Annotated in this window: 11 protein-coding genes; 8 read left to right on the top strand and 3 right to left on the bottom strand. The window is 68.5% G+C overall.

Translation table 11 applies throughout. The features are described from left to right. Positions 1-109 precede the first annotated feature (109 nt). From fdhD to QN347_RS11370, 3 genes are read left to right on the top strand one after another with little or no spacing between them, the layout of a single operon-like run. Positions 110-898, top strand: coding sequence for a formate dehydrogenase accessory sulfurtransferase FdhD (fdhD, locus tag QN347_RS11380; RefSeq protein WP_322163134.1), 789 nt, complete (start codon positions 110-112; stop codon positions 896-898). Next, entirely contained in the window at positions 895-1437 is a 543-nt protein-coding gene (locus tag QN347_RS11375) for a molybdenum cofactor guanylyltransferase (RefSeq protein ID WP_322163136.1), read from the top strand. The genes fdhD and QN347_RS11375 overlap by 4 nt, the downstream gene beginning before the upstream one ends. Further along, positions 1434-2630, top strand: coding sequence for a molybdopterin molybdotransferase MoeA (locus QN347_RS11370; RefSeq protein WP_322163138.1), 1197 nt, complete (start codon positions 1434-1436; stop codon positions 2628-2630). The genes QN347_RS11375 and QN347_RS11370 overlap by 4 nt, the downstream gene beginning before the upstream one ends. 5 nt (positions 2631-2635) lie before the next feature. Here QN347_RS11370 and QN347_RS11365 read toward each other — a convergent pair whose 3' ends face one another. Beyond that, complete coding sequence (locus QN347_RS11365) at positions 2636-5032, bottom strand: TonB-dependent receptor (protein ID WP_323494029.1); 2397 nt, start codon at positions 5030-5032, stop codon at positions 2636-2638. A 194-nt stretch (positions 5033-5226) separates the two neighbouring features. On the opposite strand from QN347_RS11365, the gene moaD reads away from it, so the two are divergent. From moaD to QN347_RS11340, 5 genes are all read left to right on the top strand, one after another. Next, positions 5227-5481 (top strand): molybdopterin converting factor subunit 1, encoded by a 255-nt coding sequence (moaD, locus tag QN347_RS11360; protein WP_322163142.1) that lies wholly within the window; start codon positions 5227-5229, stop codon positions 5479-5481. Then, the gene (locus tag QN347_RS11355; protein WP_322163143.1) at positions 5478-5939 is read left to right on the top strand and encodes a molybdenum cofactor biosynthesis protein MoaE; all 462 of its coding nucleotides are present in this window, start codon (positions 5478-5480) and stop codon (positions 5937-5939) included. The genes moaD and QN347_RS11355 overlap by 4 nt, the downstream gene beginning before the upstream one ends. A 155-nt stretch (positions 5940-6094) precedes the next feature. Continuing rightward, a complete protein-coding gene (locus QN347_RS11350) occupies positions 6095-6619 on the top strand; it encodes a 2Fe-2S iron-sulfur cluster-binding protein (RefSeq protein ID WP_189675065.1) in 525 nt (174 codons plus the stop codon). Then, on the top strand, positions 6616-7602 hold the full coding sequence (locus tag QN347_RS11345) for a xanthine dehydrogenase family protein subunit M (protein WP_322163145.1): 987 nt from the start codon (positions 6616-6618) through the stop codon (positions 7600-7602). Before QN347_RS11350 ends, QN347_RS11345 begins: the two co-directional genes overlap by 4 nt. Next, complete coding sequence (locus tag QN347_RS11340; RefSeq protein ID WP_322163147.1) at positions 7599-9929, top strand: xanthine dehydrogenase family protein molybdopterin-binding subunit; 2331 nt, start codon at positions 7599-7601, stop codon at positions 9927-9929. Before QN347_RS11345 ends, QN347_RS11340 begins: the two co-directional genes overlap by 4 nt. Positions 9930-10114: 185 nt before the next feature. Here QN347_RS11340 and QN347_RS11335 read toward each other — a convergent pair whose 3' ends face one another. Both QN347_RS11335 and moaA read right to left on the bottom strand, forming a co-directional pair. Continuing rightward, positions 10115-11038 carry an XdhC family protein gene (locus QN347_RS11335; protein ID WP_322163149.1) on the bottom strand — a complete coding sequence of 308 codons (924 nt, stop codon included), beginning with the start codon at positions 11036-11038 and terminating at the stop codon, positions 10115-10117. A 4-nt stretch (positions 11039-11042) separates the two neighbouring features. Then, a partial coding sequence (moaA, locus tag QN347_RS11330) for a GTP 3',8-cyclase MoaA (RefSeq protein WP_323494028.1) occupies positions 11043-12044 on the bottom strand: 1002 nt, incomplete at its 5' end.

Raw genomic sequence — 12044 nt, 5'->3', positions numbered from 1 at the left:
CTGAACGATACCGCAACCGATTGGTTCACCCACAAAAGCGCATGATCCGTGCATCGCTTGCGCGAGATTGCGCATTTGGCGATGCCGATGGATCGGCTAGGGGAATGCGATGACGGATGCTTCCCTCGATCAGACGTTTGCGCAGATTCGCGCCGACGGCACGCACAGCGAAATCCGCCGCGCGGTCGCGGTCGAGCGACCGATCGCGCTGGAGTTCAGCGGCGTCGGCTATGCCGTGATGATGGCGACGCCGACCGATCTCGAGGATTTCGCAACTGGGTTCGCGTTGAGCGAGCGGCTCATTCCCGGCGTCGAGGCTGTGCTCGGGATCGACGTGCATTCGCGCGCCGACGGCGACATTGTGCGCGTCGCGCTTGCGCCCGAGTGCGGACCGAATCTGCTCGAACGCGTGCGGCACCGCGTGTCCGAATCGTCGTGCGGGATGTGCGGGATCGAGAATCTCGAACAGGCGCTGCGCCCGTTGCCCGCCGTGACGGCGCAGAGCCGCGCCGACAGCGCCGCGCTGTTCCGCGGCTTGAACGCGCTTCGCCCGCTCCAGCCGCTCAACCGCGCGACAGGCGCGGTCCATGCCGCGGCCTTGTGCTCGGCAGAGGGCGACGTGCTGCTCGTCCGCGAGGATGTCGGGCGACACAATGCCTTCGACAAGCTGATCGGCGCGATGGCGCGCGAGCGGCGCGGCTGGGATGGCGGGTTTGCGTTGCTGTCGTCGCGCTGCTCGTACGAACTGGTCGAGAAGGCGGCGCTCGCGAATTGCCCGCTGCTCGTGACGATCTCGGCGGCGACCGACCTTGCGTTGCGGCGTGCGGCGTCGTGCGATCTGCGCGTTGTGATGCTCGCGCGTAGCGATGCGGTGCTGGCGGCGCACGGCGCGGCATGACGCCGCTCGGCGCGATCCTCGCCGGCGGTCAGGCGACGCGGTTCGGGAGCGACAAGGCGCTCGCGCTGCTCGACGGGCAGACGCTGATCGCACATGCGGCGGCGGCGTTGCGGGCGGCGACCGATACGGTGATCGTCTGCGGGCGGACGACGGGGCCAGACCAGCTTACCGCGATTCCCGATTGGCCGGCGCCGGATCTCGGGCCGCTTGGCGGCTTGTGCGCCGCGTTGCGTCACGCCGAAGCGCACGGGCATGACGCGGTGCTGTCGATCGGGTGCGATACGCCGTTTCTTCCGAGCGCACTTGTCGAGCGGTTGATGGCGGGCGGCGAAGCGCGGTTTTTGCGGCAGGCGCCGATCATCGGCTATTGGCCCGTCGCGCTGACCGAGCCCCTCTCTCACCATCTGAAGCAGAGCGGAGATCGCGCCGTCTATCGCTGGGCGTCGCGTGTCGGCGCGGTGGCGATCGATGCGGGGGGCGATCTGCCCAACGTCAACCGCGTCGCCGATCTCGCGCGGCTCGCGGACCGGGCCGAATGAGCGACGCACCACGCCCCGAGCGGCCGAGTTTCGACGCCGCGCTCGCCATCATCCGCGAACAGTCGGCATCGCTCGGCGTCGAGACGGTCGGCCTGCTCGATGCGCTGCACCGCGTGACGGCGGGCGACGGGATCGCGGCGAGCGACTATCCCCGCTTCGATGCCGCGGCGATGGACGGCTTCGCGTTCGCCGCGGCCGATACGGTGGGCGCGACGCCCGAGCAGCCAGCGCATTTGCCGATCGCGGGATCGGTCCGCGCGGGCATCAGCCCGACCACGCACGCGCCGCGCACCGCGTGCCGGATCAGCACCGGCGCGCCGGTCCCGGCCGGGTGCGATTACGTTCTGCCGCATGAGGAAGCGCGGATCGAGCAGGGCGCGCTCGTTCGCGATCGCCCGCTGATGCCGGGGCGAAACGTGCGGCGTCGCGGCGAGGATGCGGCCGCCGGTGCGCGCGTGCTGTCGCCAGGAACGCGGGTGACGCCCGAAATCATCGGGGCGCTCGCTTGCTATGGGGTCGCGGCGCTGGATGTCGCGCGGCAACCCTCGATCACGCTGCTGCCGACCGGGGACGAACTGCTCGTGCCGCCGAGCGTCGCGCGGCCCGCCGCGATCTTCGACGCCAACAGCGTGATGCTCACGGCGCTGCTGCGCGAGCAGGGAATCGAACCGCTGCGCGCCGCGCCGGTCAGCGACGATGCCGGGCAACTCGAGCGCGCGATCGCGGCCGCGTCGGACAGCGCGATCGTCGTGACGACGGGCGGCGCGTCGGGCGGCGACCATGACCATCTCGGCCGAGCGCTGGCGCAGCTCGGCGCGCAGGTGCATTTTCACGGGGTGCGGATGCGGCCGGGCAAGCCCTTGCTGTTCGCGACGTTGCCGAATGGCACGCTGTTCTTCGGCTTGCCGGGCAACCCGGTCGCGGCGTTGCTCGGCGCGCGCTTTTTCCTCGGCGCGGCGCTCCGCGTGATGAGCGGACTTCCGCCCGAATGCGGCGAAACGGTCGAGATCGACACCGATACGCGACCCGACACGACGCTGTTCCTCAAGGCATCGCGCGATGCCGCTGGAGCGATCCGGATCCTCGCCGATCAGCGATCGCACACGTTGCGCCCGCTGATCGAAGCGAATTGCTGGGTGGTCGCCGACACGACGCCCGACGGCGAGCGCCGCCGCGCCTATCCGCTGACCTGAGCGCTCTATTGGTGCGCGCGCAGCGTCACGCCGATCACGCGCGGGTCGCTCGGCGTGCCGAGGATCAGCCCTGAATTGCCCGCCTGGATCGTCAGGTTCTGGATGTAGTCGGCGTTGAAAACGTTGCGGACGAACAGCGCGACTTCGAGGCCGCTGCGGGTCCGCACTGCCAGGCTCGCATTGGTGACGGTGTAGCCGTCGATCAGCGTGTATTTGGACAGGCTCGGGTCGCCATAATAGCTGGTCCGCCAGCTCGAATCGGCATGGAGGATGACCGCCAGCGTCCCCACCGGCAGCGTATAGTCGCCGCCGATCGTCTCCGACCATTTCGGCAGCCCGGCGAGCGGGCGACCGGTGAGGTTGCAAGCGGCGGTCGCTGCGGTCTGGAGTTCGAGCGGGCAGGGGCCGGCGGGGTAGCGCGAGTATTGGCCCTGCGCATAAGCAAGGTTGCCGCGGAGCTGGAAGCGGGGCGTGAGCGTGGCGGTGACGTCGGCCTCGACGCCCTTCACGGTGACTTTGGGGATGTTCGAGAGATAGCCGCGCAGCGCTACCGTCTGCGCGCTGTCGACGATCGTCGCCTGGAAATCGCGCACGGCGGTGGTGAAGCCCGCAAGATTGAAGGTCAGCCGCCGGTCGAACAGCGCCGCCTTGAGCCCGGCCTCATAGGTCGTGTTGAGCTCGGGCCGGATGACGGCGGTGGTCAGCACCGGCTGGTTGGCGGTGTCGAGCGGCAGTCCCGACAGGTTGATCCCGCCCGATTTGAAGCCGCGCGCATAGCTTGCGTACGCCAGCACTTGATCGGTCGCCTGCCAGGCGAGGTTCGCGCGGCCCGACAGGTTGCTTTCCGTGTCGTGGCCCGAATAGCTCTGCCCGCGCAGCACGCCGAGCTGTGCCGCGAGCAGCGCCGCGTTGGTGACGGTCGGTCCGCCGAAGGTATAGGCGCTGTAGCTGCCGTCCTTGACCTCATAGGTGTAGCGTAGGCCCCCGGTGAGCGTCAGGCGCGGCAAGAGCTTGTAGTTGAGTTCGGCGAAGGCGGCGTAGCTGTCTTCTTTGAGCCGGGTGTTGCCATCGGTGCTATAGCCGTCGAGCAGGTCCGCCGGCACCGCGACCGCCGCCGCGCCCGTTCCGGTGGTCGTGCCGATCAGATAGCGCGCCGCGGCGGGGCCGTAGATGCTGATCGGCTCGCCGGTGATCTTCTGGTCGAAGAAGTACAGGCCGGCGACATAGCCCAGGCGGTGCTCGCCGTTCGAGGCGAGCCGCAGTTCCTGGCTGAACTGGTCCTGGCGCGAGGGGATGTGCTGCGTGATCTGTACCGGGATGCCGGTATAATCCCGGTCGTTCGCCGCGTCCCAGTTCCAGAAGCGCCACGCGCTGACCGAGGTGAGCGTGCCGATCCGCCCGAGGTTCCAGTCGGCGATCGCCGAGACGCCGCCCTCGTTGGTGTCGACGCCGAGTTGCGCGTCGATGTCGGTCTTGCGGTCGTACGGGTTAGTGCTCGGTGGCGCATAGCCGAATTGCGCGGCGAGCCCGGTCGGCCCGGCATATTGCCGCGTCGCGGCGCGCAGGCTCTGGCCGATGCGCAGATAGACCTGGGTGCAGCATTCGCTCTCGAAATTGGTGAAGTCGGCGCTGAGGCGGAGCTGGAAATCGCTCCTCGGCTTGAACAGCAACTGCCCGCGCACCGCTTGATTGCCGATGCCGTTTTGCTTGGCGCCGGTGCGGACATTGTCGATCACGCCGTCGCGTCGCGTCGTCAGCCCCGCGATGCGGAAGGCGAGCGTATCGCCGATCAGCGGGCCCGAGGCGGACGCCTTGGCCTGGACGAAATTATAGCTGCCGACCGAGAGCGCCTCGCTCGCCTCGGGGCTGAAGGTCGGCGCCTTGCTGGTGATGCTGATCGCGCCCGCTGTCGTGTTCTTGCCGAACAGCGTGCCTTGCGGCCCGCGCAGTACTTCGATCTGTTCGATGTCGGAGAAATCGAACGCCGCGGTGGCGGGGCGGGCGTGATAGACTTGGTCGACATAGAAGCCGACGCCGGGCTCGAGCCCGTCGTTCGCCTGACTCACCGCGACGACGCTGCTGCCGAGACCGCGGATGGTGAAGGCGGTGTTGCGCGGATTGGCCGAGCTGTAGTTGAGCGCGGGGACCAGCAGGCTGAGCTGGTTGGTGTTGACGGTGTACGACCGTTCGAGCAGCGTGCCGCCCACCACCGAAATCGCGAGCGGGACCTTTTCGAGATCCTCGCTGCGGCGGCGCGCGGTGACGGTGATGTCGGCCGTGCCCTCCGCGCTGTTGTCCAGGGCGGGGACAGCGGGCGGCGCATCCTTGGCCGATGCGACGGTCGGCATGGCACTGCACAGGGCCGCCGCCGAAATGGTGGCGGCCATGATCGACACTCGCATTCGCAAAACCCCTTACGCGCCACGTTTGGCTCGCCGCGAAACGCTGTATACCGTCGAATATAGCGAGCGGAAGCCAATTTGTCGGTCGGTGCGTTTTCGCGCGAAGGGAGGTGGCATGACGCTGGCTTCGGTCTTACGTGACGACCCAGAAACACGCGCCGCGATCGTCGGTTCGGCGCTGATGGTGACATGGCATGAAACTCGATCTGCTCTATTTTTCCTGGGTGCGCGAAGCGGTCGGCCGTGATGGCGAGGCCGTCGAGCTGCCGACGGGGGTCGCAACGGTCGACGATTTGCTCGCCTGGCTGGCAGCGCGGGGCGAGGGCTATGGTGTTTTCGCCACCACCGAGCGGTTGCGCTGCGCGATCGACCAGACCTTCGCTCCGCTGACCGCGTCGATCGGCGACGCGCGCGAAGTCGCGATCTTCCCGCCGGTGACGGGCGGATGAGCATCCTGATCGGCGTCCAGCAGGCGGATTTCATCCCCGCGACCGAACTCGAACGGCTCGAGGCGCTGGGCGGTGGCGCGGTGGCGAGTTTCACCGGCATCGTCCGCGCTGACGCCGTCGACACCGTCGCGCTCGAACTCGAAACCTATCCCGCGATGGCAGAGCAGGCGCTGCGCGCGATCGCGCAGACCGCGACCGAGCGCTGGCCGTTGCTCGGCGTGACGATGATCCACCGCTACGGGCGGCTGCCGGTCGGTGCGCGGATCGTGCTGGTCGGTACCGCCTCGCGCCATCGCGGCGCGGCGATGGAGGCCTGCGCCTTCCTGATCGACTGGGCGAAGACCGCCGCGCCGTTCTGGAAAAAGGAATGGCAGGGTGACGGCGCCGCGCATTGGGTCGAGCCGCGCGCTGCCGATGACGCCGCTGCGGCAGCGTGGGCCTCGCGCGAGCCGAAATAAGCGCTGATCTGGCGCGTGCGCGGCAAGATCGCGTGACGGACGCTGGTCTTCTGCCGTAAAGCGGCGGTGCCGATGACTCGCCCCGACCTGGCGACTCACCATCGGCCGGGCGAGCGTGGAAATGCCGCGGCCTGGATCCTGAGGCGAGGTGCTGAATGCAATTCACAATCAACGACCGGCCCGTCGAGGTCGAGGTCGACCTTCGTACCTCGCTGCTCGATCTGCTCCGCGAACATCTCGGCCTGATGGGCAGCAAGAAGGGCTGCAACCAGGGCGCGTGCGGCGCTTGCACCGTGCTCGTCGATGGCGCGCGAATCAATTCCTGCCTCGCGCTCGCGGTGCAGTATCAGGGCCGCGCGATCACCACGGTCGAAGGGCTGGCCGACGCCGAGGGGCTGCACCCGCTCCAGCGCGCGTTCATCGCGCATGACGGGTTCCAGTGCGGCTATTGCACGCCAGGCCAGCTGTGCTCGGCGGTGGCGATGGCCGACGAGATCGCGCGCGGTATCCCAAGCCATGTCACGGGCGACCTCACCGCCGCGACGATCGCGCTCGACCATGACGAACTGCGCGAGCGGATGAGCGGCAATCTGTGCCGCTGCGGCGCGTATAACGGCATCGTCGCGGCGATCGCGGAGACCTATGCTGCCGCGCCCGCACGGCAGGAGGAAGCGGCATGACCCCGTTCAGCTATGCCCGCGCCGAAGACGTGGCGGGCGCGATCGCGCTTGCAGGCGCCACGCCGGATACGAAATATCTGGGCGGCGGGACTAATTTGGTCGATCTGATGCGCGAGACGATCGAGCGGCCGGCGGCGCTGGTCGACGTGACCGGCCTGTCGCGCGAGATCATGGTCGGCGCCGATGGCGGCGTGGTGATCGGCGCGGGGGTGACCAACACCGCGCTCGCGGCCGACCGCACGATCCGCGCGCACTATCCGATGCTGTCGCGCGCGATCCTGGCGGGGGCGAGCGCGCAGATCCGCAACGTCGCGACCGTCGGCGGGAACCTCCTCCAGCGCACCCGCTGCGGCTATTTCTACGACGACGCCGCGCGCTGCAACAAGCGCGCGCCCGGCGCGGGGTGCGACGCGATCGACGGGTTCAACCGCATCCATGCGATCCTCGGTGCATCGCCGTCGTGTGTCGCGACGCATCCCTCGGACATGTGCGTTGCGCTGGCGGCGCTCGATGCGCAGGTGCGCGTGGCGGGGCCGGGCGGCGAGCGGACGATTGCGCTGGTCGATCTGCATCGCTTGCCGGGCGGCACGCCCGAGCGCGATACCGAGTTGCAGCCGGGTGAGCTGATCTTATCGGTCGAATTGCCCGCGCTGCCGTTCGCGGCGCACTCGACCTATCGCAAGGTCCGCGACCGCGCGAGCTATGCGTTTGCGTTGATCTCGGTCGCCGCGGCGCTCGAGCTCGAAAACGGCATGATCAAGGACGTGCGGATCGCGCTCGGCGGCGTGGCGCACAAGCCGTGGCGTGCGTTCAAGGCCGAAGCCGCTTTGCGCGGTCAGGTGCCAAGCGAAGCGAACGTCCGCGCCGCGGCAGAGCTGGAACTGGCCGACGCCGCGGGGCTTCGCGACAACGGCTTCAAGATCGAACTGACCAAGCGCGCGATCGTCGCGACCCTCGCCGAACTGAGCGGAGAGCAGGCATGAGCATCGTCGAAAACGCCACGCAGCTTGCACACGGCGCGCTCCAGGCGGTAATGAAGAAGGCGGTCGAGCTCGCGCCCGACAGCTGGATGCCAGGCGGCGTTCCCGATCCGCTGATCGCGCACAAGCACGGGCTCGTCGGCACGCAGGTGTCGCGGCTCGACGGACCGTTGAAGGTCACGGGCGCGGCGCGTTTCGCCGCTGAATTCCCGCTCGAGGATCTGGTCTACGCCGCGCTCGCCTACAGCACGATTCCGAAGGGGCGGATCGCCACGCTCGACGTTGCGGCGGCCGAGGCGCTGCCCGGCGTCGTCCTGGTCATGACCTACAAGACCGCGCCGCGGCTCAACCCGACGCCGGTGATGATGACCGCGCCGAAGGCGGTCGGTGGTGACAGGTTGCCCGTGATGCAGGATGACCGCATCCACTGGAATGGCGAACCGGTCGCGGTGGTGCTCGCGCAAACGCAGGAGCAGGCCGACCATGCCGCGTCGCTGATCGTCGTCACGTACGAGACCGAGATCGCGATGACGCGGTTCGAGGATGCCAAGGCCGATCGCAAGAACGCGTCGTTCATGGGCGCGCCGATGCTGCTCGAGATCGGTGATGCGGAGACTGCGCTCGCCGCGGCGCCGCACAGCGTCGACCGCACCTATCGCACGCCGCGCCACAACCACAATCCGATCGAACTCCACGGCGCGACACTGGTCTGGCAGGGCGACGACCTGATCCTCCACGACGCGTCGCAATGCGTCGCGCACGTCGCCTGGACGCTCGCGCAGGTGTTCGGCATCGATGAGGCGCAGGTCCACGTGACCTCGCCCTATGTCGGCGGCGGTTTCGGCAGCAAGACGCTGTGGAACCATCAGATCCTGGCGGCCGCCGCCGCCAAGCTTGCCGGGCGGCCGGTGCGCATCATGCTGTCGCGTGAGGGCGTCTACCGGATGGTCGGTGGGCGCACTCTGACCGAGCAGCGCGTCGCGATCGGCGCGCAGGCCGATGGGCATTTCGATGCGCTGATCCACACCGGCGTCGTCGCTATGACGTCGCACAATAATATGCCTGAGCCGTTCATCCTGCCGACGCGCTCGGCCTATGCCGCCGGGAGCTTTCTCCTCAACGTCAAAGCGGTCGAGCTCGACATGCTCGCCAACACCTTCATGCGCGCGCCGGGCGAATCGGTCGGGACCTTCGCGCTCGAGAGCGCGGTCGACGAACTCGCGGCCCAACTCGGCGTCGATCCGATCGCGCTGCGCGAGACGAACGAGCCCGAGACCAACCCGACGACGGGCACGCCCTTCTCGTCGCGCAACATCGTCGCGGCGTATCGCAGCGGCGCCGAGCGCTTTGGCTGGGACAAACGGAGCGCCACGCCGGGCACGCGTCGCGAGGGCGAATGGCTGGTCGGGATGGGCTGCGCCACCGCGACCTATCCGTATTACCGCATGCCCGGTGGGGCTGCGCGGCTGACGCTGACCAAGGATGGCCACGCCACGGTCGAGATCGCCGCACACGAAATGGGGATGGGGACCGCGACGACGCACACCATGGTGCTCGCCGAACGCCTCGGGCTGCCGATGGACAAGGTCAGTTTCCTGTACGGCGATTCGAAGATGCCGGGAACGGTGATGGCAGGCGGATCGCAGCAGACCGCGTCGATCGGCGCGGCGGTGATCGCGGCGCAGACCGCGCTGTTCACCGAATTGCTCAAGCTGGCGGGCAACGATTCGCCGCTCGCCGGGCTCAAGCCGAGCGAAGTCGGCGGGTATGAGGGTGGCTTGTGCAAGCTCGACGATCCGAGCGCGTGCGAAAGCTATGTCTCGATCCTGTCGCGCGCGCAGCGTGACGCGGTCAGCGTCGAAGCCGCGGGCTCGGCCCCGCTCGAGACGCAGCATTGGTCGATGCACTCGTACGGCGCGATGTTCGCCGAGGTCCGCGTCAATACGGTGACCGGCGAGGTGCGCGTCAGCCGCTTCCTCGGCTCGTTCGATTGCGGCAAGATCCTCAATCCCAAGACCGCGACGAGCCAGTTCCGTGGCGGGATCATCATGGGGCTCGGCATGGCGCTGATGGAGGAGACGCAGTTCGACGAGCGGACAGGGCGCGTGATGAACCCGAGCCTCGCCGAATATCACGTCCCGGTGCACATGGACGTGCCCGAGATCGAGGTGATCTGGACCGACATCGCCGATCCGCACGCCCCGATGGGCGCGCACGGCATCGGCGAGATCGGCATTACCGGTGTCGCCGCGGCGGTCGCGAACGCGGTGTTCAACGCGACCGGCAAGCGCGTTCGCGATCTGCCCATCACGCTCGACAAGCTGATGTAAGATCGACACTTGCGGGGGGCAGCGCCTCCCGCAGAGCGGTGAGGATGAAGCGACTCTTCACCCGTTCGCCCTGAGCCTGTCGAAGGGCCGGTCTCCCAATGGGACCCGCGCGCTTGTGCGGATAGCGGGGCTTCGACAGGCTCAGCCCGAACGGAGTAGGGGGCCGCGCGTGCAATCCGGCGACGTTACCCCCGCGCGTGCAGCGCCTTGACCATCCCGGCGGCGACCGACAGCGCGATTTCGCTCGCGCCGATCGCGTTGATGTCGATCCCGGCCGGCCCGTCGATCCGGTCCAGATCGTCCTGCCCGAAGCCCGCCGCGGCCAATCGCTCGAGCCGCGCGGCATGGCTGCGGCGCGAGCCGAGCGCGGCGATATAGCCGGTCTCGGCCGAGAGCGCCGCGATCAGCGCGGGGTCGTCGATCTTGGGGTCGTGGCTGAGCGTGATCACCGCGGTCGACGGACCCGGATTGTATGCCGCGACGGCTTCGTCGGGCCAGCGATCGTCGAGCGTCACGCCGGGGAAGCGCTCCTCGGTCAAAAAGCGCGTTCGCGGGTCGATCACCGTCGCCTTTACGCCGAGCGTCTCGGCGATCTGCGCGAGCGCCTGCGCGATCTGTACGGCACCGACGATCAGCACCTGGCGCGGCGCGGCATAGGTGTTGGCGAAGATGCCGTCGCCCGGCATCGGCGAGAGGCTGCTGCGCCCGGTCGCCAGATCGGTATAGACCGTCACGCCGCGCCCGGACCCTTGCGCATGCTCGATCGCGTCGAACAGCGCGGGCGGGAAGCCCGCGTCGGACACGGGCTGGACGAGCACTTCGATCGTCCCGCCGCACGGCAAGCCGACTTCCCACGCCGAGCCGTCGGCGACGCCGTATTGGCGGCGTTCGGGCGTCCCGCGCGCGATCACCTCGGCGGCGAGCGCAAGCACGTCGCCTTCGACGCACCCACCCGAAACCGAGCCTTCGAGCCGACCGTCGGCATGGACGAGCATATGGCTGCCGCGCGGGCGCGGCGCCGATCCCCAGGTCGAGATGACCGTGGCGATCGCCATCGGTGCCCCGCGCCAGGCTGCAAATGCCGCCAGCGCCGTCTCGTTATCGGCCATCGTGTCAGCCCCCCGTGACGCTCATGTGCCGCCCGACCGCGGGCGCGGCGTTGCGGTCAACGATCTCGAAGGCATGGCGCAGCGGCTTGGTCAGCAAGGCGGCGTCGATCGCCGCATCGAGCGCGGCGGGCCCGCCCTCGCGCAGCACCTGCTTCAAGTCCATCTTGTCGTCATGGCCAAGGCACATGTAGAGTCGGCCCGACGCGGTCAGCCGCACGCGGTTGCAGCCTTCGCAGAAATTGTTGGTGAGCGGGGTGATCAGGCCGAGCCGCGTTCCCGTCTCGCGCACGCGGACGTAGCGCGCAGGGCCGCCGGTGCGATGATCGTCGCGCTCGAGCGTGAAGCGCGCCTCGAGCCGCTCGCGAACGACGTCGAGCGGGAGGTAGCGATCGGTGCGATCCTCGTCGACCACGCCGAGCGGCATCGTCTCGATCAACGTAAGGTCGAAACCGTGCGTGCCGCACCAGCGGATCATCGGTTCGATCTCGTCCTCGTTCGCACCCTTCAGCGCGACCATGTTGATCTTGATCGCCAATCCCGCGGCCTTGCCCGCGGCGATGCCGTCGAGCACTTCGGCAAGGTTGCCCGTCCGCGTGATATGGCGGAAATTGTCGGGGTCGAGGCTGTCGAGGCTGACGTTGACGCGCCGTACGCCCGCCGCGAATAGCGCCTCGGCATGCTGCGACAGCCGGGTCGCGTTGGTCGTGAGCGTCATCTCGTCGAGCGCGCCCGTCGCGATATGCCGGCCGATATAGCGCGCGAGATCATCGACACCGCGCCGCACCAGCGGTTCGCCGCCAGTCAGCCGGATCTTGCGCACGCCGCGCGCGATGAAGGCATCGGCGACCGCGCCCATTTCTTCGATCGTCAGCACTTCCTTGCGCGGCAGGAAGGTCATCGCCTCGCTCATGCAATAGCGGCAGCGCAGATCGCAGCGGTCGGTCACCGACAGCCGCAGATAGGTGATCCGGCGGCCGAAGCTGTCGGTGAGCGGGCGGGGCGGGGG

Origin of the sequence: Sphingomonas sp. 10B4 (assembly GCF_035019905.1) — a bacterium.
GTDB lineage: Bacteria > Pseudomonadota > Alphaproteobacteria > Sphingomonadales > Sphingomonadaceae > Sphingomonas > Sphingomonas glacialis.
The sequence above is the reverse complement of the archived record's forward strand: the minus strand, read 5'-3'. Positions and strand labels throughout refer to the sequence as shown.

Coding starts and splice junctions, on each gene's coding strand:
- moaD (WP_322163142.1), top strand. CDS start 5,227: ATGAAACTCGATCTGCTCTATTTTTCCTGGGTGCGCGAAGCGGTCGGC.
- QN347_RS11365 (WP_323494029.1), bottom strand. CDS start 5,032: ATGCGAGTGTCGATCATGGCCGCCACCATTTCGGCGGCGGCCCTGTGC.
- QN347_RS11335 (WP_322163149.1), bottom strand. CDS start 11,038: ATGGCCGATAACGAGACGGCGCTGGCGGCATTTGCAGCCTGGCGCGGG.
- QN347_RS11340 (WP_322163147.1), top strand. CDS start 7,599: ATGAGCATCGTCGAAAACGCCACGCAGCTTGCACACGGCGCGCTCCAG.
- QN347_RS11355 (WP_322163143.1), top strand. CDS start 5,478: ATGAGCATCCTGATCGGCGTCCAGCAGGCGGATTTCATCCCCGCGACC.
- QN347_RS11370 (WP_322163138.1), top strand. CDS start 1,434: ATGAGCGACGCACCACGCCCCGAGCGGCCGAGTTTCGACGCCGCGCTC.
- QN347_RS11345 (WP_322163145.1), top strand. CDS start 6,616: ATGACCCCGTTCAGCTATGCCCGCGCCGAAGACGTGGCGGGCGCGATC.
- QN347_RS11375 (WP_322163136.1), top strand. CDS start 895: ATGACGCCGCTCGGCGCGATCCTCGCCGGCGGTCAGGCGACGCGGTTC.
- QN347_RS11350 (WP_189675065.1), top strand. CDS start 6,095: ATGCAATTCACAATCAACGACCGGCCCGTCGAGGTCGAGGTCGACCTT.
- fdhD (WP_322163134.1), top strand. CDS start 110: ATGACGGATGCTTCCCTCGATCAGACGTTTGCGCAGATTCGCGCCGAC.